At 69.3% G+C, this 22,443-nt stretch carries 17 protein-coding genes and 1 pseudogene; 9 read left to right on the top strand and 9 right to left on the bottom strand.

Features of this window, described 5'->3' with window-relative positions:
* The first annotated feature begins 152 nt into the window (after window positions 1–152).
* Window positions 153–593, top strand: a complete 441-nt coding sequence (locus ACSMFO_RS32980; protein WP_436461693.1) for a hypothetical protein — start codon at window positions 153–155, stop codon at window positions 591–593.
* Here the strand turns inward: ACSMFO_RS32980 and ACSMFO_RS32975 are convergent.
* The 4 genes from ACSMFO_RS32975 to ACSMFO_RS32960 all read right to left on the bottom strand — a co-directional run bounded on the left by ACSMFO_RS32975 (window position 565) and on the right by ACSMFO_RS32960 (window position 6,140).
* A complete protein-coding gene (locus tag ACSMFO_RS32975) occupies window positions 565–3,447 on the bottom strand; it encodes a BTAD domain-containing putative transcriptional regulator (protein WP_436461692.1) in 2,883 nt (960 codons plus the stop codon). The genes ACSMFO_RS32980 and ACSMFO_RS32975 overlap by 29 nt on opposite strands.
* Before the next feature lie 20 nt (window positions 3,448–3,467).
* Window positions 3,468–4,130 carry a response regulator gene (locus ACSMFO_RS32970; protein ID WP_436461691.1) on the bottom strand — a complete coding sequence of 221 codons (663 nt, stop codon included), beginning with the start codon at window positions 4,128–4,130 and terminating at the stop codon, window positions 3,468–3,470.
* Window positions 4,127–5,293: a sensor histidine kinase gene (locus ACSMFO_RS32965; RefSeq protein ID WP_038511741.1), complete on the bottom strand. Its 1,167-nt coding sequence runs from the start codon at window positions 5,291–5,293 to the stop codon at window positions 4,127–4,129. The genes ACSMFO_RS32970 and ACSMFO_RS32965 overlap by 4 nt, the downstream gene beginning before the upstream one ends.
* A gap of 475 nt (window positions 5,294–5,768) precedes the next feature.
* On the bottom strand, window positions 5,769–6,140 hold the full coding sequence (locus ACSMFO_RS32960; RefSeq protein ID WP_073844332.1) for an MmcQ/YjbR family DNA-binding protein: 372 nt from the start codon (window positions 6,138–6,140) through the stop codon (window positions 5,769–5,771).
* Window positions 6,141–6,254: 114 nt separating this feature from the next.
* Here ACSMFO_RS32960 and ACSMFO_RS32955 point away from each other — a divergent pair, with 114 nt between their 5' ends.
* The 3 genes from ACSMFO_RS32955 to ACSMFO_RS32945 are packed head-to-tail and all read left to right on the top strand — an operon-like array spanning window position 6,255 to window position 10,189.
* The gene (locus tag ACSMFO_RS32955; RefSeq protein WP_436461690.1) at window positions 6,255–7,469 is read left to right on the top strand and encodes an SGNH/GDSL hydrolase family protein; all 1,215 of its coding nucleotides are present in this window, start codon (window positions 6,255–6,257) and stop codon (window positions 7,467–7,469) included.
* A 45-nt stretch (window positions 7,470–7,514) separates the two neighbouring features.
* Complete coding sequence (locus ACSMFO_RS32950; RefSeq protein ID WP_436461689.1) at window positions 7,515–8,900, top strand: FAD-binding oxidoreductase; 1,386 nt, start codon at window positions 7,515–7,517, stop codon at window positions 8,898–8,900.
* 26 nt (window positions 8,901–8,926) lie between these two features.
* Window positions 8,927–10,189: a class I SAM-dependent methyltransferase gene (locus tag ACSMFO_RS32945; RefSeq protein ID WP_436461688.1), complete on the top strand. Its 1,263-nt coding sequence runs from the start codon at window positions 8,927–8,929 to the stop codon at window positions 10,187–10,189.
* A 5-nt stretch (window positions 10,190–10,194) separates the two neighbouring features.
* Here ACSMFO_RS32945 and ACSMFO_RS32940 read toward each other — a convergent pair whose 3' ends face one another.
* Window positions 10,195–11,805, bottom strand: a complete 1,611-nt coding sequence (locus ACSMFO_RS32940; RefSeq protein WP_436461687.1) for a thiamine pyrophosphate-binding protein — start codon at window positions 11,803–11,805, stop codon at window positions 10,195–10,197.
* Window positions 11,802–12,578, bottom strand: coding sequence for a cyclase family protein (locus ACSMFO_RS32935; RefSeq protein ID WP_038511724.1), 777 nt, complete (start codon window positions 12,576–12,578; stop codon window positions 11,802–11,804). Before ACSMFO_RS32935 ends, ACSMFO_RS32940 begins: the two co-directional genes overlap by 4 nt.
* Window positions 12,579–12,678: 100 nt before the next feature.
* On the opposite strand from ACSMFO_RS32935, the gene ACSMFO_RS32930 reads away from it, so the two are divergent.
* Together ACSMFO_RS32930 and ACSMFO_RS32925 are read left to right on the top strand one after the other, a co-directional pair.
* Entirely contained in the window at window positions 12,679–13,155 is a 477-nt protein-coding gene (locus ACSMFO_RS32930) for a GNAT family N-acetyltransferase (protein WP_436461686.1), read from the top strand.
* 160 nt (window positions 13,156–13,315) lie between these two features.
* Window positions 13,316–14,557, top strand: a pseudogene (locus tag ACSMFO_RS32925) (DUF222 domain-containing protein).
* Between the two features lie 54 nt (window positions 14,558–14,611).
* Here the strand turns inward: ACSMFO_RS32925 and ACSMFO_RS32920 are convergent.
* From ACSMFO_RS32920 to ACSMFO_RS32910, 3 genes are all read right to left on the bottom strand, one after another.
* Window positions 14,612–15,964 carry a deoxyguanosinetriphosphate triphosphohydrolase family protein gene (locus ACSMFO_RS32920; protein WP_436461685.1) on the bottom strand — a complete coding sequence of 451 codons (1,353 nt, stop codon included), beginning with the start codon at window positions 15,962–15,964 and terminating at the stop codon, window positions 14,612–14,614.
* Window positions 15,965–16,088: 124 nt separating this feature from the next.
* Window positions 16,089–16,952, bottom strand: coding sequence for a sigma-70 family RNA polymerase sigma factor (locus ACSMFO_RS32915; protein WP_436461684.1), 864 nt, complete (start codon window positions 16,950–16,952; stop codon window positions 16,089–16,091).
* A gap of 9 nt (window positions 16,953–16,961) precedes the next feature.
* Window positions 16,962–17,876 (bottom strand): glycoside hydrolase family 16 protein, encoded by a 915-nt coding sequence (locus ACSMFO_RS32910; protein WP_436461683.1) that lies wholly within the window; start codon window positions 17,874–17,876, stop codon window positions 16,962–16,964.
* A 121-nt stretch (window positions 17,877–17,997) separates the two neighbouring features.
* Here ACSMFO_RS32910 and ACSMFO_RS32905 point away from each other — a divergent pair, with 121 nt between their 5' ends.
* The 3 genes from ACSMFO_RS32905 to ACSMFO_RS32895 are packed head-to-tail and all read left to right on the top strand — an operon-like array spanning window position 17,998 to window position 22,443.
* Window positions 17,998–18,708 (top strand): GntR family transcriptional regulator, encoded by a 711-nt coding sequence (locus ACSMFO_RS32905; protein ID WP_073844352.1) that lies wholly within the window; start codon window positions 17,998–18,000, stop codon window positions 18,706–18,708.
* Between the two features lie 52 nt (window positions 18,709–18,760).
* Window positions 18,761–22,156, top strand: coding sequence for a TM0106 family RecB-like putative nuclease (locus ACSMFO_RS32900; protein WP_436461682.1), 3,396 nt, complete (start codon window positions 18,761–18,763; stop codon window positions 22,154–22,156).
* Window positions 22,153–22,443, top strand: coding sequence for a hypothetical protein (locus ACSMFO_RS32895; RefSeq protein WP_436461681.1), 291 nt, complete (start codon window positions 22,153–22,155; stop codon window positions 22,441–22,443). Before ACSMFO_RS32900 ends, ACSMFO_RS32895 begins: the two co-directional genes overlap by 4 nt.

Below are 22,443 nucleotides of genomic sequence, written 5' to 3'. Positions count from 1 at the left end.
AGGACCCCTTCCTTGCGCCTAGGTACAGGAAGGGGTCCTTCATGTACTTGGGGCACGAGGGCACCGGCGTTTCATCGGGATTTCATGGCTCCGCCCTACGGTTCCGGGCACGGATCCGCGACCGCGGACCGGTGGTCCACGAGGAGACGTGCATGAGCCCGGCGAGCCGGACCCCGTACAACATGGTGACGCCCCGGGACGACGCGCCGGGCCCCGGGCAACGGGACGGGGTCGTCGGACCGGGCTGGAGCTGGGCGGCGTTCTTCACCCCGTGGGCCGACGGCCGCCCGTCGCCGAGGTACCGGTGGACGCTGTTCGACACCGCCGCCGACGCCGTCGAAGACCTCCGTCGCTGTCTCGACGACGGCGCCGTCGGCCGGCGCGGCGCCCTCTGCTCCTCCGTGCTCCGCAAACGTGGCGCGCCAAGGGAATTGGTGCTGTGCGACGCCGCGGAGTGGGCTTACGCCGTCCACGAGGTCCGCGCCGGCGTACATCTGGCCGACGCCGCCGACACCTACTTCGCGCGCTGGCGGACGAGCATGGCGGGGCACCGGTTCACGATCGTCAACGCCGGAGTACCGACTGTCTGGTGAGCTCCAGCCCCTCCAGCGCGAGAGTGCGCTGAGCGGGATCGCCGTCGGGTCCGATGGTGGTGAGCACCCACTCGAAATGCTCCCTGGCCGCCACCGGGTCGCCCGCGGCGAGATGGGTACGGCCGAGCCGGTTGCGGATCTCGGATTCCATCCCGACGACGGTCTCTTCGGTGACCGCGGTCAGCGCCCGCCGTTGAAGTTCGAACGCGGCGTCGAGATTCCCCAGTTCCAGTTCCGCGGCGCCCAGCCGGGCGAGACTGGTCGCGGTCAGAAGGCCGTCCGTGGTCTCCTCGGCGAGCTCGACGGACCGCCGGAGGTCGAGCGCGGCTTCGGCGAACCTGCCGGTTTCGAGCCGGACGGTGCCGCTGTGACACAGCACCCTCGCCACCATCCCGGGACTGCCGATCTCCTCCCCCAGCGCCTGGGCGCGGCCGAGGTGGCCGAGCGCCTCGTCGTGTTCCCCCTGCAGGTACGCGAGATAACCGAGCGCGGACAGCGATCTCTCGGCGAGCCAGCTGTCCCCCACCTCGTCGGCGAGGACCATCACCCGCCGCATGCCGGGGATCGCGAGATCGTGCCGTCCGGCGATCAGATCCACCATGGTGAGCCCGCCCAGCGCCCGCGCCTCCACGCCGCGGTCTCCGGAGGCCTGGCCCGCCCGTAGCGCGTCGTCGAACCAGCCACGCGCCCGGTCCAGCTGTCCTTGCATGGCGTAGGCGTAGCCGAGGCAGAACCGCAACGACGAGACGAGACGTTCGTCCTCGGCCTGTTCGGCCCGCGGCAGCGCGATCTGCAACGCCGTCCGGCATTCGTGGTACCGCTGCTGGCGCGCGAGGTAGTCGACCAGGCCCTCGGCGACGGCGCACGCGAGGTCGTCCAGCCCGGCCTCGGCCGCCTGGCTCACCACCTCCGGCAGGTCGCCCACGGCGTCGAGCCAGGCGGAAGCGTCACGCTGGCCGGTGAAAGGACCACCCTTCTCCAACGGGAACCGCGCGACACCCCATTCGCTCGCCCGTCGAGCGGCGCCGAGATACAAGCCGTACACCCGTTTCCGTGCCGCTTCGGCGGCCTCCTCGGGCATCTCCCCGGCGAGCCGCCGGGCGTAGACCGCCACCAGGTCGTGCAGCCGGTAGCGGCCGCTCGCCGGCTCCTGCACGAGGCTCGCGTCGACCAGGCTTTCCAGCCGCCGCTCGGCTTCGGCGGGCGAGCAGTCCAGCAGCGCGGAGACCGAGAGCCGGTCGAACTCGGCCGTCGGCGACAGGCCGAGCACACTGAACGCGTCCTGCTCGGCGGGGCGCAACTGCTCGTACGACAAGCGCAGTGCCACCTCGACACTGCGGTCCTCGGCGGTCAGTTCGCCGAGCCTGCGCTCGTCGTCCGACATCCGGTCCACCAGATCCTTGAACGTCCACATCGGACGGTTCTGCAGCCGGGCGCCCGCGATCCGCAGCGCGAGCGGCAAACGCCCGCACAGCCCGGCGAGCGCGCGCACGGCGAACCGCTCACCCTCCGCCCTCGGCGCTCCGACGATGCGGCCGAGCAGCCGTTCCGCCGCTTCGAGACCCAGCGCGCCGAGGGAAACGCGGCGATCGGCGTCCAAACCGGACAGACGGCGACGGCTGGTCACCAGCACCCGGCTGCCCGGCCCGGACGGCAGCAACGGCCGCACCTGCCCGGCGGACTCGGCGTTGTCGAGCACCAGCAGCAACCGCAGTTGCGCGGTCGCCGCCCGCCACGACGCGGACAGTTCGTCGAGATCGTCGGGCATGAGCCCGTCTTCGACCCCGACAGCGCGCAGCAGCCGCCGCAGCGCGCGCTCCGGTGTCACCGGCTCACGGCCTTCGGTGTAGCCGTGGAGATCCACGAACAACGCACCGTCCGGATAGGACTCGCGGAGCCGGTGGGCCGCGCGCACCGCGAGCGTGGTCTTCCCCGCGCCCGGGACGCCGTCGACGGTGTCGACCGAAACCGACTCCGGATCGCCGTCCGCCACGAGCAGCGCGAGTTCCCGGTCCCTGCCGACGAGTTCTCCGCTGGTGGCGGGCAGTTCGTTGCGGATCCGGCGAGCGGGCTCCCGGCGCGGGGCGACGCCGAGCAGCGTTTCGTCCCCGCGCAGCACCGCCTCCTGCACCTGCCGCAGCTCCTCACCCGGCTCGACGCCGAGCTGCTCCACCAGCCGCTCGCGGACGTCGGTGAACACCTCCAGCGCCTCCGCCTGCCGCCCGCCGCCGTAGAGCGCCCGCATCAGCAACGCGGCCAGCGGCTCACTCGGCGGATCGGCCGACACCAGCGCCGAGAGCTCGCCGATCACCTCGTCGAACCGTCCGAGTTTCAGCTGGGCCTTCAGTTTCCGGCGCAGCAACAGCAGTTTGCGTTCCTCCAGCCGTCGCCGCTCACCCTGGACGAACGCGCCGGGCAGTCCCGTCAGCGGCTCGCCGTGGAACAGCCGGAGCGCGTCGGCGAAGGTGTCCACCGCGGCGACGAGGTCGCCCGCTTCCTCGGCGGCGGCCGCGACGGCGGCGACCTCCTCCAGCCGGATCACGTCGAGGCGCACCCCACCACCGGCGAACCGGTAGCCGCCGCGGTCGGACACGATCACCGAGTCCCGCGGCTTCGTCCCCGAGGTGTCCAGGCATTGCCGCAGCCGCCGGACGTACACCGGCAGCACGTTCGACTCCGGCGGCTTCTCCCAAAGCCCGTCGGTGAGCTCGTAATGGCTGACGGTCACGTCCGGGCGCAGCAGCAGCGCGGCGAGGACGGCCTGCTGGCGGACCGGACCGAGGTCCAGGCGGGTCTCGCCGTACCAGGCCCGCAACGGGCCGAGCACTTCGAACCGCAGTTTCGATTCCGACATGATCCCCCCTTCGTCCCGCACTAGCCCGGCACCACGATCCCGTGATCGAACGCGTACACGATCGCCGCCGCCCGGTCCCGCAACTGGAGCTTGGTGAAGATCCGGCCGATATGGCTTTTCACGGTCACCTCCGAAATCACGAGAGTCGTGGCGATCTCCGCGTTGGTCAGCCCCCGGCCGATCGCCCTGAGCACGTCCTGTTCCCTCGGTGTCAGCAGTTCCGGCGAACGCCCGCCGCTGCCGTTCCCGGCGGCCTGCCGATAAGCGGCGAGCACCCGTCCGGTGACGCCGGGGTCCAGCCAGGCGTCACCCGCGGCGACCGCCCGCACCGCCCGGATCAGGTCTTCGGCGGGGGAATCCTTGAGCACATAGCCCGCCGCGCCCGCCCGCAGCGCGTCGGCCAAGAGGTTGTCGTCGTCGAAGGTGGTCAGCGCGAGCACCGGCGGATGCCCGCCGGTCCGCCGCAGCCGTCTGGTGGCCTCGACGCCGCCGACGTTCTTCATCCGCAGGTCCATCACGATGACGTCGACCTCGTGCGCGGCCAGCGCCGCGGGCACCTCCGCGCCGTCGCCGCATTCCCCCGCGATGACGAACCCGTCGCGCCGCCGCAGGATGCGCCGCAGCCCGGACCGGACCAGCTCCTGATCGTCGACCAGCAGCACCTGGACCTCGGCGGCGGTCACGGCTTGACCCCCGGCACGGTGACGCGCACGATCCACTGCCTGCCACTGGGCCCGGCGCTGAGATCGGCGCCGAGCTGCGCCGCCCGGACGGCCATCCCGGCCAGTCCAGAGCCGTCTTCGGCCGCGCGGCGGACGGTCGCGGGGAGGGTGTTGCTGACGACGAGGTCCAGCCCGGAACGGCCGGCGTTCAGCCGGACCTCCGCGGTCGCGCCGGGGGCGTGCTTGACGACGTTGACAAGTGATTCCTGCACGATCCGGTAGAGGCCCAATCCTTCCGAGGCGCCTACCCGGCCGAGGTCGCCTTCCTGTGTATAGCGCACCGCCAGTCCGGCGCTGCGGGTGCGTTCCACCAGCGTCGCGATGTCCTCCACGCCCGGCAGCGGGGCGCTGCCCGACGGGGAGTCGGCGAGCAGGCCGACCGTGCGGCGGATGTCGGCCATCGCCGCCCGTCCCACCTGCTCGGCTTCGGTCAGCGCCTCGATCGCCTCGTCGACGTCGCGGTCCTGCTGCAGCGCGTGCCGGGCACCGGTCAGGTGCAGCAGGGTGATGCTGAGCGAATGACCGACGACGTCGTGCACTTCACGCGCGATCCGCTGGCGTTCGGCGAGCAGCGCCTTGTCGCGAGAGGCGTCCCGGTTGCCGCGCTCGGCGGCCAGCACCCTGGTGTACCAGCGGGTCATGAGCCCGCCGCTGAGGCCGAGCAGGACCGCGACCATGTACACCGGTCCGCCGATCAGCCCGCCCCAGATCCCCGCCACGGCCAGCACCGCCTCGCAGGCGATCGTGACGAGGGCGATCCCCCACGACGTCCGCAGGACACTGCCCGCTTCGGTGGCCGCGACCAGCAACAGCAACGGCGCGAAATCCGGGAGCGCCGGCTCGGCGAGCAGGACGGCGGCGGCGGCGATCAGCGCCGCCACCCGCGCCCAGGGCACGACCCAGCCCGTGAGCGCCCACGCCAGCGGTGTGGCGATCACGAGCAGCCCGCCCAGCGCGATCGGCTGCGGCGGCACCAAGGCGTCCCGCTGCACCACCGCGACCACGGCGAAGACCACGCTCACGAAGGTGGAACTCACCGGAACCCACCAGGGCAGGGCGAGCCCGGCCCGGGCGAGACTCACCTGCGCCCGTGCCCGGAACCGGTCCCGCAAGATCTCCAGCACGCCATCAGCCTAGGAAGTCCCGGTGAACGAGTCATCGTGCGGCGGGCGGCACCCGTCTCCGCCCACGGTAGGAGGCCGGGCGAGCACGGTCGGATGAAATCCGGATGAAACCTCCGAAGGCCGCGGGCCAAGGCCGTGAGTGCCCATGAGTGTTCTATTGAAGGGTAAGTCGAAGGTGGCGTGATGGAGTCGGCGGTGCGAGCGGGCTCGCCACCGAGATCCAGCACCCCCCTCAGCTGACGCGGTGAAGGACGCTTTACCCGCGTCGCACGCGGTGAAAGTCCCCCTCATCCACTCCGGCGCCGACGAACACTGAGGTACCTACTGGCGGTCTCGCGTGACTGGACGGACGACTCGCGGCGAGGCATCGCCGTGGAAGTGTCGTCCGTCTGGTCACGTGTGTCGTCCATCGGATCACGCGAGTCGTCCGGACGATCACGCGAAGTGCCGACCAGCCACAACGGCTTCGCCGTGCTCATTCCTGGCTGAGCGCGACCCAGTTCAGTTTCTCCTGTTCTCGTTTCGGCAGGCCCGCGACGACGAGGTCGTAGGAGTCCTCGATCATCTCCCGGACGAAGTCGTCGGTCAGTGAACCGTCCAGTTCGACGGTGTTCCAGTGTCGTTTGTTCAGGTGGTAGCCCGGGATGATCGCCGGATGCTCGGCGCGCAACCGGACGGCGAGGTCGGGCTCGCATTTGAGGCTGATCCGCAGCGGTTTCGCCTTGAGCGGGCTGAGCGCGAACACCTTGCCCGCGACCTTGAACACGCTGTTCTCCTCCCCGAACGGGAACTCCTCCCTGGCGCCGGGGAAGCCGAGGCAGATCTTCCGGAGGGCGGCTGGCTTCATGGCGTTCAGGCTAATCGCGACCACCGACAGAAACCTGTCCCGTCCGGGACGTTGACCGCTTGTCGGTGATTCACTGACGATGGGTGGAGCCGACTGGGTGGAGGCGAAACCGACATGCGCGTGAAACAGCTCGCCGTAGCGGGAATCCTGGTGCTGGGGGTAGTGCCCGGGGTCGCCGCGGCGGCCCCGCCGTCCGGAGTGGAAAGCGCCGCACCGAGCGGCTGGGTGGGCACCTGGGCGGCGGCTCCCGCGGCCGGGGTGGCCGGGACCGACAACGGCTACCCGAACTTCTCGATCCGCAACATCGTGCACACCAGCGTCGGCGGGCACGAAGTACGCGTGCGGCTGTCCAACGCCTTCGGCCGGACTCCGGTGCTCTTCGGCCGGGTGACCGTCGCGGTCGCCGCCGGCCCGGACACCCCGCAGGCCGTGCCGGGCACGATGCGCACGCTGACCTTCGGCGGGGATCGCGAGGTCACCGTGCCGCCGGGCGCCGACATCCTCAGCGACGGCGCGGCGCTGACGGTGCCGAGGGACGGTGATCTCCTGGTCACCACGTACACGCCGACACCATCGGGGCCGGTCACCTACCACCCGTTGGCGATGCAGAACTCGTACTTCACCCGGAACGGCGACAAGGCGGCCGACGAGTCGGCGGCGTCGTTCCCGGAGAAGACCGCGGTCTGGCACTACGTGTCCGGTGTGGATGTCCGGGGCCGCGGCCTGCGGGGCAGTGTCGTGGCGATCGGCGACTCGATCACCGACGGGGCGAACTCGACCTGGGGCGCGAACCTGCGCTGGCCCGATCAGCTCGCCGACAAGATCAGCGCGCGGACGGGCGTGCTCAACGCCGGGATCAGCGGGAACCGGCTGCTGCTCGACGGCGGCAACTACGGCGTCAACGCGCTGGCCCGGCTGGACCGGGACGTGCTCGGTCAGTCCGGCGTGCGGACGGCGATCGTGTTCGAGGGCATCAACGACATCCAGCAGACCCCGCACCAGGCCGATCCGAACAAGATCATCTCGGCGTTGAAGCAGATCGCCGGCCGGGCGCACGACCGCGGTCTGCGCGTGCTGGGCGCGACGATCACGCCGTGGAAGGGCTGGGGTTCGTACACTCCGCAACTCGAGGAGACCCGGCAGGCGGTGAACCGGTTCATCCGGACGAGCCGGCTCTTCGACGGCTACATCGACTTCGACGCGGTGATCCGCGATCCCGCCGACCCGCAGCGCATGAAACCCGAGTACGACTCCGGTGATCACCTCCACCCCGGCGACAAGGGCTTCACCACCATGGCGGACGCGGTCCCGCTGCCCGGGCTCGGCTGATAATCAAGGGCTGCGCCAGGCGGTTCGGTGGGGCACGATGAACTGATGGCGAGCAGCGACAGCGGGATCCGGGAGACGGCGCGGCTGGTCCGGTTCGCCGAACACGAGGCGCGTGCCGAAATCCTCCGGGCGCGGCTCGCCGATCTCCACGGGACCATCCGGCTGGCGAAGCGGACGTCGAACCTGTTCCGGGCACGGAAGGCGACCAGTACGCCGGGGCTGGACGTCTCGGGATTCACGCACGTGCTCGACGTCGATCCCTTGGCGCGCACGGCCGACGTCGAAGGCATGGTCACCTACGAGCAACTGGTGGACGCGACCCTGCCGCACGGGCTGATGCCGCTGGTCGTGCCGCAGCTCAAGACGATCACGCTCGGCGGCGCGGTCACCGGCCTCGGCATCGAGTCGTCCTCGTTCCGCAACGGGCTCGTGCACGAGTCGGTGCTGGAGATGGAGTTGCTCACCGGCGACGGCAGGATCGTCGTCGCCCGGCCGGACAACGAGCACAGCGATCTGTTCCACGGCTTCCCGAACTCGTACGGGACGCTCGGCTACGCGTTGCGGTTGAAGATCGAACTGGAGCCGGTCAAGCCGTACGTCCGGCTCGATCACGTGCGGTACGAAGACACCGAGGAGTACTTCGCGGCGCTCGGAGAGGCATGCCGGAGCGCGTCGGCGGACTTCGTGGACGGAACGGTCTTCGGGCCGGGCGAGCAGTACCTGACGCTGGGCACCTTCACCTCCTCGGCACCGGTGACCAGCGATTACACCTGGCTCGACATCTACTACAAGTCGATCCGCTCCCGCGAGACCGACCATCTGAGCGTCCGGGACTACCTGTGGCGCTGGGACACGGACTGGTTCTGGTGCTCGCGGGCGTTCGGCGTGCAGCACCGGCTCCCCCGGCTGCTGCTGGGCAGGCGGCTGCTGCGGTCGTCGGTCTACTGGAAGGCGGTGGCACTCGACCGCCGGTTCGGGATCGCCGCGAAACTCCTCAAGCTGCGCGGGCTTCCTCCGGAGGAGACCATCGTCCAGGACATCGAGGTGCCGCTGTCGCGCGCCGCGGAGTTCCTGGACTTCTTCCGCCGCGAGATCCCGATCAGCCCGGTGTGGATCTGCCCGCTGGAGCAACGGCCGGGCGGCGTGAACTCGCCGCTGTACGAATTGGACCCCGAAACGCTGTACGTCAACTTCGGGTTCTGGTCCGCGGTGCCACTGGACCCGGGCGAGGCGCCGGATACGCACAATCGGCTGATCGAGGCCGAAGTGACCCGGCTCGGCGGGCGGAAATCGCTGTACTCCGACAGTTTCTATACCGAAGACGAGTTCTGGCAGCTGTACAACGGCGACGCCTACCGGAAACTGAAGTCGGCCTACGACCCCGACGGCCGCCTGCTCGACCTGTACGCGAAATGCGTGCGGCGGCGGTGACCCGGGCCGGAAGAAGAGAGACGACCATGGCTGAGACGACGACCGTCGGCAAGATCTTCGAGCGGTTGCTCGGCCCGAGCACCGAAGTGTCCATCACCGCCTACGACGGCAGCACGACCGGCCCGGCGGACGCGCCGGTGTCGATCCAGGTGCGGTCGCCGCTGGCGCTGACGTACCTGATGTCGTCCCCGGGCGACCTCGGGCTCGCCCGCGCCTACGTCGCCGGCGCGCTCGACGTGGACGGCGATCTCTACTCGGCGTTGCGCGCGCTCGTGGCCCAGGCCGATCAGCTCAGCGCCGCGGACCGGTTGTGGCTGCTGCGCGAACTCGGCCCGAGGCACCTGCGACGCGTCGCCCCACCCGCCGAAGAACTGCCGAGCCGCGCCAAGCGTGTCTTCGACGGGCTACGGCACTCGAAAGCACGCGACAGCAACGCGATCTCGAACCACTACGACGTCTCGAACCGGTTCTACGAACTGGTGCTCGGCCCGTCGATGGCCTACACCTGTGCCGCGTATCCGTCCGAAAGCGCGTCACTGGAAGAGGCGCAGGCGCACAAATTCGACCTGGTGTGCCGGAAACTCGGGCTCCGGCCCGGCATGCGGCTGCTGGACGTCGGCTGCGGCTGGGGCGGGATGGTCGAGCACGCCGTCCAGAACTACGGCGTCGAGGCGCTGGGCGTCACCCTTTCGCGCAAGCAGGCGCAATGGGCGCAGAAGGACATCGTCACCAAGGGGCTCGCGGACCGCGCCGAAGTGCGGCATCTCGACTATCGGGACGTCACCGAAACGGGCTTCGACGCGGTCTCGTCGATCGGGCTCACCGAGCACATCGGCGCGCGCAACCTGCCGTCGTACTTCCGTTTCCTCGCCGGGAAACTGAAGCCGCACGGGCGCCTGCTGAACCACTGCATCACCAACCCGGACACCTCCGTCCCGCACCGGTCACGCGGGTTCATCGACCGGTACGTATTCCCCGACGGCGAACTGGAATCGGTCGGCGAGATCGCCACCGCGATGCACGACAGCGGGCTGGAGGTGCGGCATTCGGAGAACCTCCGCGAGCATTACGCCACCACCCTCGGCGCCTGGTGCGCCAATCTCGACGCGAACTGGGACGAGGCCGTCGCCGAAGCGGGCGCCGGCCGGAGCCGCGTCTGGGCGCTGTACATGGCCGCGTGCCGCCTCGCCTTCGAACGCCGGGAAATCGAACTGCACCAAGTGCTCGGGGTGAAGGTGGGCCCGGACGGCGACGCGGGTATGCCGCTGCGGCCGGACTGGGGCGTTTAGAGGACTCAATGCCGGAAGGCTTCGGCGAGCCACCACGAGCCGCCGTCGTCGGCGATCTTGGCGTCGACGACGAGCGGCGCGTCCCGTGGCCCGTCGAGCCAGTCCTTGACGGCGGCGAGATCCTCGACCGACCGCACGGTGACCCCGGCGCAGCCGAAACCGCGTCCGATCGCCGCGATGTCGGTGTCGGGGAACCGGACCGTCGTCATGTCCGCGGCGCCGAAATGGTGGACCTCGGCGCCGTACGCCGCGTCGTTGTAGACGATGACGACGAGCGGGATCCGTAGCCGTACGGCGGTTTCCAGCTCGGAGAGGGCCATGTGGAACCCGCCGTCGCCGACCCCGAGCACCGGCAGGCGCTCCGGCCGGGCCAGCGCCGCGCCGATCGCCGTCCCGAGGCCCAGCCCGATGCTTTGGAACGCCTGCGTGAAGCAGAAGCCGTTCTCGTCGGGGACGGACAGACACGCGCTCGGGTAGCCCATGAAGTTGCCGGAGTCGATCGAAACCACCCGTTCGGTGGGCAGGATCTCGTCGAGACGGCGGCTGAGCGTGCGCGGATCGATCCTCCCGCCGCCGGATAGGTCGTTATACGGGACGTCGTTCCATCGGGTGGTTTCGGGAGCTTCGCGGCGCCTGTGGTGGCCACGCCTCACGAGTTCGGCGTGCACGTCCGCGGCCGTACTGGCGACGTCGCCGACGACGCCCAGGTCGACCGGCCGGTGCGCGCCGAGAGCCGCCTGGTCGACGTCGACCTGGACCCGCCGGGCGGCCGGGCCGAGCAGCGTGCCGTGCCGGGTGGTCCACATGTTCAGCGCGCATCCCCAGCCGATCACGAGGCCGGCGTCCCTGATGAGATCCGCCGCTCGCGGCGACGAAAAGCCACCCGAGATCCCGATCGAGAAAGGATCGTCGTGGAAGAGGCCGTGCGCCACCGCCGAAGTCGCCAGCAGCGCGCCGGAGACCTCCGCGAGTTCCCTGAGAGGCGTGGCGCTCCCCCGTGCGCCGCGGCCGGCGATGAACACCGGCCGCCGCGCTTCGACGAGAAGATCGGCCAGTTTCGCGATCGCGTCGGCACTCGGACGGATCGACGCCGGACCGGGGATTTCCGGCACCGTCACCGCTTCGGGCGCTTCCTGCGCTTGGACGTCGAGCGGAAGGTTGAGCAGGACGGTCCGTCGCTGCTGCACCGCTGTCCGATAGGCGCGGACGGTGTCGGCGACCGCGGTTCGCGCGCCGTGCACACGTTCGGGCACCGCGCCGACGGCGGCCGCGAGCGCGTCCTGGTCGACCCGGAAGTTCGACAGCACCGCGGACGCCGCGGTGTCCCCCGCCAAGACGATCATCGGGGTCCGGCTCTTGGCCGCCTCGGTGATCCCGGTGAGCGCGTTGGTCAGCCCACAGCCCTGATGGAGACTCAGCACCGAGACCTGGCCACTCATCCGGGCGAACGCGTCGGCCATACTCGCCGCGCCGCCCTCGTGCCGCGCGGCGACGAACCGCACCCCGCCCGCCCGCAACCCGTTGGTCGCCTCGAAATTGCCGCTGCCCACCACCCCGAACGCGGCGCCGACACCGAGTTCCGCGAGCGTGCGGCCGACCAGCTCGGCGACGTTCATACCCGCTCGACCAGCGCGTAGACCCTGGCGGGACTGCCGGAACCGCCGACGATCGGGAGCGGGCTGACGACCAGCAGCGAGCCGGTGGCCGGCAGACTCGCCAGGTTCCGCAACTGGGTCAAGCCGTGTTTTCCGGCGCCCAGAAGGAGTTCGTGGCACGGGAAGGCCGGTTCGAGGGCGAGGGCCTGCCCCGCGTCGGTGCCGACGGTCTCCACCCCGAACCCGGTGATCGGCGCCTCCTCCGCGAGCCAGCGAGCGCACTCCCCCGAAACACCCGGGGTGTGCGGACCGTTCTCGTCGTTGTTGAGAAAGGCTTCCTGATCGTGTGAGCGAGCGTCCCAGCCCGTGCGGTAGAGCAGCCAGCCGCCATCGGGCAGCGGCCCGTTCACGCGCTCCCACTCACGGATGTCTTCTATGGACAGCAGGTAGTCCGGGTCTTCGGCCGCGCGGGCCGACGCGTCGAGTACCACCGCCGGGGCGACCAGCGTGCGCAACGGCACCTCGGAGACGTCGTGGCCGTCCTTTCCCGACACCCAGTGCACGGGGACGTCGAGGTGGGTCCCGGTGTGCTCGCCGGTGTGGATGTTGTTCCAGTACCAGCGCGGGCCGCGTTCGTCGTACCGGCTGATCTCCTCCAGGCCGAACGGGATCGTGTTCGCGAACGGCTCCGGCAGCTGGAGGATCGGGGTGCTCGCGCTCAGCGGGGCGGTGAGGTCGACGACCTCGATCGCGCCCGTGGTGATCGCGGAGTTCAGCTGGGCCAACAACGACATGCGTGCCTCCCGGGAGTGACTGCGGCGTCTCGGCCACCTTAGGCGGATTTCGGGTTTGATGGTTGGCTGGGACGTCGCCGATACGCCGAGGAGGAGATCGATGGTCGAGGTGGCATTGAGGTCGGTCGAGGATCGCGACCTGGACACCTTGTACGAGCTGATGCGTGACCCCGAATCGGTCAGGATGGCCGCGTTCGTCGCGAGGGACCCCGACGATCGCGAAGCGTTCGACCGCCACATGGCGAAGTTGAGGACTTCTCCGGACCTCATCGTGCGTGCGGTGACCGGTGATGGCCGCTTCCTCGGCACCATCGGCAGGTTCTTCGTGGAAGGCGACGCTGAAATCACCTACTGGATCGACCGTGCGGTTTGGGGGCAAGGAATCGCCAGCCGAGCCCTCGCTCTGTTCCTGGAGATGGTCGAGGTCCGGCCTTTGCACGCCCGCGCCGCCAGCGACAATCTCGGGTCGCTTCGGGTGCTGGAGAAGGCGGGCTTCAGTGTCATTGGGACCGAAGTCGCCTACGCGGCCGCTCGGGGCGGGAAGATCGAGGAAACCGTTCTGCGCCTTGACCTTTGACTTGAGTGAGGGCGGAGAGCGTGTTGCGAAAGCCACTTTCGCAACGTTGAAGGTTGCGAAAGTGGCTTTCGCAACATGCCTACACGAACACTACTTGAATCCGATTTCGATAAAAGTTCTCACGTTCGCACACTTGTTCGATGTGCGGTATTCTTGTGGGGTGTCCGGACAACGCATCCTCGAACCGCCCCAGGAGTTGTGGCGTGCCGGTGCGCGGGAGCTCGCGCACGGTGTGGTGGAGCGGTGTGGTGGCACGGCAGGCGTTGGCGGAGGTCGGGCAGTTCCTGGTCGAGATCGAGTCCCGGGGTCCGATGGAGCTGTTCGGGCACGGTTCGACCGCCGGCTGGTTCGCTGAGACCGCCCGGGTCACCCCGAACGAGGCCCGTGACACCGTCACTCGCGCGTTGGCGGTGAACGAGAGCCGGAACCTCGACGGCACTCCCGCTCCGGCGTCCGCGCCGATCGCCGGTGCCGCCGCGGCGGAGGGCGACTTGAGGCATCAGCAGTTGGATCCGATCCTGGCGGTGCTGAAGAAGATCCCGGCCGACGCCTCGGCCGTTGACCGGACCGGCGCCGAGCAGATCCTGGTGACCCTGGCCCGTCACGCCGGGCCGCAGGAGATCGCCAACGTCGGCGCGGAACTCTTGGCACACATGGACCCTGATGGGAACGAGCCCAAGGATGAGGACCTGAAACCCCCGTCGCGCGAGGTGTATTTGCGGAAGCGTGACGATGGCTGGTGGCGGCTCAACGGCTTACTGGACCCCGAGTTCGGTGCCCGCGCGAACGCCCTGTTCGAAACCTGGGGGCAGCGAAGACCCGTCGACGAGGACGGCAACCGTGATCCGCGCACCCCGGGCGAGCGCAACGGGGACGCGTTGTTCGACGCGATCCACTACGCGATGACCAACGACAAAGCCCCCACCCTCTCCGGAGACCGCACCACCGTCGTAGTCACGATCCCGCTGGACACCCTGACCTCGGGGCTGGGGGCGGCCTGCGTGGACGGGGTCGCGCAGATCACCGCCCGGCACGCCCGGATGCTGGCCTGCGACGCCAAAATCATCCCCGCCATCCTCGGCAGCGAAAGCGAACCCCTCGACATCGGACGCGCCGCCCGCAGCGTCACCCCCGCTCAACGCCGGGCTTGAACCTGCGGGACCACGGATGCGCATTTCCCGGCTGCAGGCGAAGACCCAAACACTGCGAAGCCCACCATATTCTGCCGTGGGGGCAGCTCGGCGACACCGATCTGAACAATCTCTGCCTGTTGTGCCGCTATCACCACATGGTCATCCACGGCCAATCCGGCTGGAAAGTCCAGATCACCAACGGAAGACCCGAATTCATTCCGCCGCAGTACTTGGACCCGCTCCAAACACCCCGCCGCAACCACCGCTGACACCGAGGGAGCCCGCCGACCAACTTGGCGACGGGCTCCTCGGCATGCGCTCGTTCAGTTGAACCAGGTTCCGAACATCGAACTCTGCGACCGGCCCTCCAGCCGCTTCCCGAGATCGACGGCCTGCGCCTCGGTGAGCAGACAGATGTAGTCGGTGACAGCCCTGGCACACCGAGCCTCCTTGTTGCCCTTGAAGGTCCCCTTCGCCTCGTCGTCACGCTTGATGTCGCGGTAGATCACACGAAGGTGGATTGGGATCTTCGGACTGTTCGGCGATTTGACCAGACAGGTGAACAATCGATCGAAGAGCGAACCGATTATCCTTTTCTGGCCTTCCTGCTGAATGGCCAACGGAGGCCTGTCGATCACGTAGAACCACGTGAGCTCCTTCAGCGCGGCGACCCGATACTGGCTGTCTTGGTCGACCTCCACAAAGGGTGGTCGGTCGATGAGCCGGACAGCCTTCACGAGACTGGTGAGATGCTTGCTGGTGATCATGTTCATCTGAACCCGGTTCTCACGGGTGTCCCAGCACTGCGACTTGAGGTTTTCGCCGAACTCGCCGACGATCACGTCGATCTGCTCCCGAAAGCGGTATTCGTTGAAGCCGACGTCCTCCTTCAGCCGGCGGCAGCCATGCTTGAGGATGCGCTTCTTGTCGATCGCGAGATTGTGCAAGGGGATCAGCCCTGCCCGGAAGTAGTCCTCGAGGTCATGGGTCGCGTAGCTGATGTCGTCGGCCCAGTCCATGAGGATCGCGTTCGCGGACCTCAACTCACCACGACTGGAATCCCTCACCCACGCGAAGTCTTTCCATTCGGTCTGATACGCGCCCCATTTCTCACCAAAGCCACGATTGGTCCACGAAGTCGTGGGCTTGGCCGAATCGCGTGGTTTGAGACGCGGATACTTGAGGACCGCGTTCAGCGTCGCCCGGGTCAGGTTGAGTCCCATGTGTTCCTCCTTCCGTCGGGCGAGTTTCGTCACCACACGGAAGGACTGGGCGTTACCTTCGAAACCTTCCAGGCCTGCGACCTGCCTGAGGCGCTGATCGAGGACCTCCTCGGCGATGTGCCCGAACGGTGGATGGCCGATGTCGTGCACGAGTCCTGCCGTCTCGACGACATCCTCATTCAGATCCGCCCCCTTCGGAAAACCCACGTCCCGCGATCTATAGCGCAGGTGCTGCACAAGTCTTCGCCCCATCTGGGCGACCTTCAGACTGTGCGTGAGCCGGTTGTGCAGCACCAGCTGCTCGTTGACCGCGGCGACCTGCGCCACTCCGGCCAGCCTCCGGAACGCGGACGAGTACAGCACTCGGTCCCGATCTCGCTGATATGCGTCGCGATATGTCCGCCGCTTTTCCACTGTGTGGCGCCGGGCCTCACCGACTGTCCCCTCCGACATGGTCGCCTCCTCGTCGTAACTCAAAGAGCTTCGAAAAGAAGGCGGCCGACACCACAACACCGTTAACGACTCAAGCGAAAGGCCGGACCATCGGTATTCGTTCGCGACCGAACCGCAACCCCGATCAGTCCACCATCACCAAATCCAGGCCCCGCACCCGTTCCCGGTCCGCGATGACGTCGATCTCGCTGATCTTCCCGTCCACGAAAGCGAACGCGAGCACCACCGAGGGCCGTCCTTCGTCGGCCATCACGAGGCCGATGCCGCCGTTCACCAGCGCGAGCTGGGTGACCGCCGCCCGCACCGAAGCGGCCGCCGCGCCGCGAGCCACCACACTGGCGCCGCGCAGGAAGATCGGCTCGCGCGAGGGGCCTGCAGCCTTGTCCGCGCGGAGGACGACGTCGGGGTGCAGGAGTTCGAGGAGCGCGGCGAAGTCTCCGCCGCGAGCCGCGGTCAGGTAGGCGTCGACGACCTGGCGTCGTCGCGCGAGGTCCGGTTCCGCGGCGATGGGACGCCCCTGCACACGGCGCCGGGCTCGGCTCGCGAGTTGCCTCGCGGCGGCCGGGGTGCGGTCGATCAGCGGGGCGATCTCGTCGAACGGGACCGCGAACATGTCGTGCAGGACGAACGCGAGCCGTTCGGCGGGGGCCAGCGTGTCCAGGACCACCAGCATCGCCAGCCCCACCGAGTCGGCGAGCTCCGCGTCGGCGGCGGGATCGACCGTGGAGTCGGCGGGCTCCGAGAACGCGGCGTCGAGCGATTCCTCCCGCCGGTGGTCGCGCGAGCGCAACACGTTCAGGCACACCCGCGCCACCACCGTGGTCAGCCAGCCGCCGAGGTTCTCGATCTCCGCCGCGTCGACACGGTTCAGCCGCAGCCACGTGTCCTGGACGGCGTCTTCGGCCTCACCGGCCGAGCCCAGCATCCGGTAGGCCACCGCACGCAGCCTGGTCCGGTGTTCCTCGAAGCGTTCCGTCAGCCGATCCACCGTTCACATCTAACAGCCACCGAGATCGTCGGTGAACCGCACACCCGAAGACCGGTACGACGCGGCCCGGTCGGCGGCGGCCTGCGGCGTCAGCACCTCGTTCTTCGCGTAGTAGACCCAGTCCACCTGTTCGAGGTAGGTGCTCGTCCCGCCGCTGTGCTGCGTGAGATCGATGAACCACTGGTTCACGTTGAGCGACATGTTCTGCCGCGGGTACACGTCGAACGGCCCGCTGCGGTCGTGGTCGGCCACCAGGGCACCGTCGATGTAGTACCGCACATGGCCGTCGGACACCGTCGCGACGACAGAGTGCCATCCGTCGATGCTGCGGCGCTGGCTGTCGCTCTTGTTCTCGGCGTACCAAGGGTCCGGCGTGTAGGTATGCCAGCTGGTCTGGAAGTTCACCGGCCCCGCCTCGCCCCATCCGCCGTTGGGCAGGTACTCCGAGAAGTCCAGCTCGCTGTAGATCGGGTCGTTGTCGTAGCGGAGCGGGCTGATCGTGAAGAACGTCTGGTTGATCCGGTCGCCGTCGGGGCCGGACGCCGGCGCGTCGGAGAAGCGGATCCGCGCCGCGTAGGTCCCTTCGAAGAAGCGGCGATCGGGCTGCATGATCTCGGTCTGCGTCGTCCCCGCGGGCGTGCCGTCGGTGGTGGAGGCGAGTTGCAGCACCTTGTCCCCGTCCGACGTCGGGAACGTGATGCCCTCGGGCGCCCAGCGCGCGCCGCCGACACCAGGGCCGCCCGCACCGGAACGCACCTGCCAGCCGTGCTCGGCAAGGAGACCGTCGGTATGCGAGCCGTAGTGGAAGTCGTCGAACAGCGCGCCGCAACCGGCCGCTCCCGAAGCGGCGCCCGGCGCCAGACCCAGTGCGGCGACCGACAACGCCGCGACGGTGGCGGCGCGGAACTTCCCTGAAGTCGACATCTCGTCTCCTTTACCACTGGTCAGTTTCTTTCCACCGTCGCCCGGTGAAGTGGTAAAGTCAATAGGTCTAGACAACTTGTCCACCAGCCAATTCTCGGTGACCACTGGGTAGGCTGTGGTCATGCGGCGAACAGAGGTCAAGGATCGGCTACGCCAGCTCATCGAGCGGCGGCAGCCGGGCGAGGTCCTGCCTTCGGAACGCGCACTGAGCACCGAGATCGGCGTCTCGCGCCCCACCCTGCGGGCCGCGATCGACGAACTGGAACGCGACGGTCTCGTGGTCCGCGAGCACGGCCGCGGCACGTTCACCGCGCCGCGCAAGATCTCCCAGGACCTCATGCCCGCCACCGGCGGCGAGCAGTTCGCCCCGCCCGCCGAGGGCCACTGGACGAGCCGCGTGATCGACTTCGCCACCACACCCGCCGGCGCCCGCCTCGGCAAACGGCTCGAGGTCTCCCCCGGCCACACACTGGTGGCCGTGACCCGCGTCCGTGTCGTCGAAGAAGCACCGATGGCGATCGAGCGGATCCTGGTCCCGCGTGATCTCGTACCCGACATCACGGCCGCGGGTTTCGAGTCCGGCTCGTTCTACGAACTGCTCCGCACGCGGTACGAGGTCGTGCCCGCGACTGCCGTGCAGATCATCGAGCCGACCGTCACCGACCCCGACGAGTCCGGCCTGCTCGGCGTCCCGCAGCACTCCCCCGCGCTGCTGTTCGAACGCACCACCCGCGACGACGGCGGCCGCGTGATCGAGTACACCCGCTCGATCTACCGGGGCGACCGCTACCGGATCACCTCACACCTGACGTTCGACCACACCTCGGGCTGACTCCGGCGTGCCGGGGCGGTCGCGGCCGGAGTCCATGTAAGACTCCCGGGCGATGTACACCCCGTCCGATCTCGCCGACCTGCTCGAATGCGAGCACCGCAGCCTGCTCAACCAGGCGCTGGCCGCCGGCCTGCCGGGCGCGCCGCGGCCGGGTTCCGGGCCGGATCAGCTCGCGGTCACGCACGGGCGCGCGCACGAGGCCGCGACGCTGGACAAGCTGCGCGGTGAGCGGAGCGCCGTCGTCGAGATCGACGAACGAGACCCGGTCGTCGCCGCGAAGGCCACCGAGGAAGCGCTTCGGGCCGGTGCTCCGGTGATCTACCAGGCGGTCTTCCACGACGGCGAGTTCTCCGGCCGGGCCGACTTCCTGATGCGAGACGACGAGGGCCGCTACGAGGTCTACGACACGAAGCTGGCCAGGCACGCGAAGCCCGCCGCCGTCGTCCAGCTGACCGCGTACGCCGACGCCCTGCGCCGGGCGGGCTGGCCCGCCGGTCCGCGAATGCACCTGCTGCTCGGCGATCACAGCACGCGTTCGTTCCGGGTCGACGACTTCCTTCCGCTGGTGGACCGGCTCCGCGCCCGGCTGCGAAACCGGCAGCCGACCCTGCCCGTCCAGCTCTGGGCCGACGAGCGGCCCGCGTGCGGCGGCTGCTCCTACGCCGCGCACTGCGCGAGCGCCCGCGAGGCCGACCGTGACCTTTCGCTGGTCGCGGGGATGCGCGGCGACCAGCGGCGCAAACTCGTCGCCGCCGGACTCGGCACCATCGACGCGCTCGCGGCCGCCGCGCCGGAAGACCGGCCGCGCGACATCTCGACGACGTCGTTCACCACGCTGCGCGCCCAGGCCGCGATCCAGGTCCGGCAGGACGAAACCGGGCAGATCGCCTACGAGGTCATCGATCCGGACGCGCTGGCCGAACTGCCACCGCCCGCGCCCGGTGACGTCTTCTTCGACATGGAAGGCGACCCGTACGCGCTGGCGGGCGAAGGGCTCGAATACCTCTTCGGCGCCGTGACCGAAGACGACGGCACGAAGTTCACCCCGTTCTGGGCGCACAACCGGTCGCAGGAGAAGCGGGCTTTCGAAGAGTTCATCGACTTCGCCACCGCGCGGCTCGCCGAGCATCCCGGCTCGCACGTCTACCACTACGCGCCGTACGAGGTCACCGCGATCAAACGGCTCGCCGCCGTGCACGGAACCCGTGAGGACGCCGTCGACCACCTGCTGCGCAGCGGCGGCCTGGTGGATCTGTATTCCGTGGTGCGCAAGGCACTCCGGGTCTCGCAGCGGTCGTACTCGATCAAGTATCTCGAACCGCTCTACATGCCCGAAGCCCGCGACGGCGACGTCAAGACGGCGGTGTCGAGCATCGAGGCCTACGAGGAGTACCTGACGCTCACCGCCTCCGGCGAGACCGAGCACGCGGCCGAGGTGCTGCGCGGGATCAGCGACTACAACGAATACGACTGCGTCTCCACGCTGCGGTTGTTCGAGTTCCTCCACAAGATCCGCGTGGACGAAGGGATCGCGCTCGCCGAGCCGCCCGAAGAGTCCGATGTGGACGCTCTGCTCCGCCAGACCGAGGAGGACGTCGCCACCCAGAAGCGCGCCGAACGCGCGGCGCAGCTGGCCGCGCTGGTCGATCCGCTGCTGGACGGGCTGCCCGACGATCCGGCCGAGTTCACCGGCGAGGATCGCGCCCGCGCGCTGCTGGCCGCGTCGGTCGGCTATCACCGCCGCGAGACGAATCCGGCGTGGTGGGAGTACTTCCGCCAGCTGGCCGCCCCGCTCGGCGATCTGGAGACCGACAACGCCTGCACCGTCCCGATCTCGTTGGAGGCCGGGGAATGGGTGCCACCGTCGGGCCGGGTCCGCAAGGCGAAGCGTTCGCTCGTGCTCCGCTGCGACCCGGACCGCCCGCATCCCTTCGCCCCCGGCGACGACGTCCGCCTGCGGTACGGCGCGGCCGCGCGCGACGCCAAGGTCGTCTCGGCCACCGCCGTCGAACTGACCCTCGAAGAAGGTTGCCCGCCGGACGAGACCACCGCCGACCGGCCGGTCGCGGTGCTGCCCGGGAGCCCGGTCCGCCCTTCCCCCAAGGACGACGCCGTCGCGGACCTCGCCCGCCTCGTCGTCGACCGGCTGCCGACACTGCCCGCGCATCCCGGCGTCGATCTGCTCCGGCGCACGACACCCCGGCTTCGCGACGACAAGGCCCTGCCCGAACCCGGGACCGACCTGGTGAACACGGTGATCGAGGCCGTCGAGGCGCTCGATGGCTCGACACTCGCCGTCCAAGGCCCGCCGGGCGCGGGGAAGACCTATCTGGCCGGCAGGCTGATCGCGAAACTCGTGCGGGCGGGCAAGACGATCGCCGTCACCTCGACCAGTCACAAGGCCGTGGAGAACGTGCTGTCCGCCGCGCTGAAGAACGCGCCGGACCTGCCGTCCGCCAAACGCGCCAAGCGCACCCCGGATCCTGCCGCGCCGTGGGAGCAGCCGAAGACCAATCCCGCGCTGGTGAAATGGCGCGAGGAGCACGACACCGGCCATCTGGTCGGCGGCACCGCCTGGACGTTCGCGAACGCCGCGATCCGGGAAGAGCCCTTCGACCTGCTGATCATCGACGAGGCTGGCCAGTTCGCCCTCGCCGACGCGCTCGCGGTGTCGATGTGCGCCAAGAATCTCCTGCTGCTGGGCGATCCGCAGCAACTGCCGCAGGTCGTGCAGGGCACGCATCCAGCGGGCGCCGAGGCGTCCGCGCTCGGGCATCTGATCGGCGAGGCGGACATCATCCCGGCCGAACTCGGGTATTTCCTCGACGAGACCCGGCGCATGCATCCGGCCGTCTGCGCGCCGGTGTCACGGCTGTCCTACGCGGGCCGCCTGCACTCGCATCCTTCGGCCGCCGAGCGCGCGATCGACGGCGTCGAAGCGGGCCTGTACCTCGCCGAGGTCGACCACCACGGCAACACGACGCGGTCGGTCGAGGAGGCCGAGGCGGTCACCGCCCTCGTCACCGAACTCCACGGCCGCGCCTGGACCGATCACGGCGAACCCCGGCCGCTCGGCGACGAGGACATCCTGGTCGTGGCGCCGTACAACCTGCAGGCCAGGGTCGTCGCCCGCGCGCTGGACGAGGCCGGGCATCCCGGTGTGCGGGTGGGCACGGTGGACCGGTTCCAAGGCCAGGAGGCGCCGGTGGTGATCACCACGATGACCTCGTCCTCGGCGGTCGATCTGCCGCGTGGCCTGGACTTCCTGCTCTCCCGGAACCGGCTCAACGTGGCGCTCTCGCGGGCGCAGGCGCTCGCGATCGTGGTCTGCTCGCCGCGGCTGGTCGAGGCCGACATCCGCACGGTCGACCAGATGCGGCTGGTTTCGGGCATGCTCGGGTTGATGACCGAAGCCGTGCCGTGGCGCGCAGGACGGAGTGGACGATGACCGAGAAGGACCCGGACAAGGAAATCCTCGACGCCGAGATCGTCGAAGAGTCCCCGACAGCCCCTGTCGAGGCCCCGGAGCCGGATTACAGCGAGGGCGGCGTGCCCTCGTTCGATCACGTGCGGGACCGGATCGAGCAGCGGTACACGACCTCGCTGGGCTCGACCGAGCTCGCCGGCCTCGGCGGCAAGGAAGACGTCGCTTCGCTGGACAAGAAGATCGCCGACCGCGACAAGGCCGCGAAGGACAAGCTGGCCGAGATCCGCCGCGCGATGCGGGAGCAATGA

The organism is Amycolatopsis sp. w19 (genome assembly GCF_051373225.1).
Classification (GTDB): domain Bacteria; phylum Actinomycetota; class Actinomycetes; order Mycobacteriales; family Pseudonocardiaceae; genus Amycolatopsis; species Amycolatopsis japonica.
Note: the sequence above shows the minus strand (reverse complement) of the source record. Positions and strands in the feature narration are given on the sequence as shown.

Excerpts from the sequence above, each read along its gene's own strand:
- ACSMFO_RS32900 (WP_436461682.1), top strand. The coding sequence starts at position 18,761 with ATGTACACCCCGTCCGATCTCGCCGACCTGCTCGAATGCGAGCACCGC.
- ACSMFO_RS32910 (WP_436461683.1), bottom strand. The coding sequence starts at position 17,876 with ATGTCGACTTCAGGGAAGTTCCGCGCCGCCACCGTCGCGGCGTTGTCG.
- ACSMFO_RS32935 (WP_038511724.1), bottom strand. The coding sequence starts at position 12,578 with ATGTCGTTGTTGGCCCAGCTGAACTCCGCGATCACCACGGGCGCGATC.
- ACSMFO_RS32950 (WP_436461689.1), top strand. The coding sequence starts at position 7,515 with ATGGCGAGCAGCGACAGCGGGATCCGGGAGACGGCGCGGCTGGTCCGG.
- ACSMFO_RS32960 (WP_073844332.1), bottom strand. The coding sequence starts at position 6,140 with ATGAAGCCAGCCGCCCTCCGGAAGATCTGCCTCGGCTTCCCCGGCGCC.
- ACSMFO_RS32945 (WP_436461688.1), top strand. The coding sequence starts at position 8,927 with ATGGCTGAGACGACGACCGTCGGCAAGATCTTCGAGCGGTTGCTCGGC.
- ACSMFO_RS32975 (WP_436461692.1), bottom strand. The coding sequence starts at position 3,447 with ATGTCGGAATCGAAACTGCGGTTCGAAGTGCTCGGCCCGTTGCGGGCC.
- ACSMFO_RS32920 (WP_436461685.1), bottom strand. The coding sequence starts at position 15,964 with ATGTCGGAGGGGACAGTCGGTGAGGCCCGGCGCCACACAGTGGAAAAG.
- ACSMFO_RS32930 (WP_436461686.1), top strand. The coding sequence starts at position 12,679 with ATGGTCGAGGTGGCATTGAGGTCGGTCGAGGATCGCGACCTGGACACC.
- ACSMFO_RS32940 (WP_436461687.1), bottom strand. The coding sequence starts at position 11,805 with ATGAACGTCGCCGAGCTGGTCGGCCGCACGCTCGCGGAACTCGGTGTC.
- ACSMFO_RS32905 (WP_073844352.1), top strand. The coding sequence starts at position 17,998 with ATGCGGCGAACAGAGGTCAAGGATCGGCTACGCCAGCTCATCGAGCGG.
- ACSMFO_RS32980 (WP_436461693.1), top strand. The coding sequence starts at position 153 with ATGAGCCCGGCGAGCCGGACCCCGTACAACATGGTGACGCCCCGGGAC.
- ACSMFO_RS32955 (WP_436461690.1), top strand. The coding sequence starts at position 6,255 with ATGCGCGTGAAACAGCTCGCCGTAGCGGGAATCCTGGTGCTGGGGGTA.
- ACSMFO_RS32895 (WP_436461681.1), top strand. The coding sequence starts at position 22,153 with ATGACCGAGAAGGACCCGGACAAGGAAATCCTCGACGCCGAGATCGTC.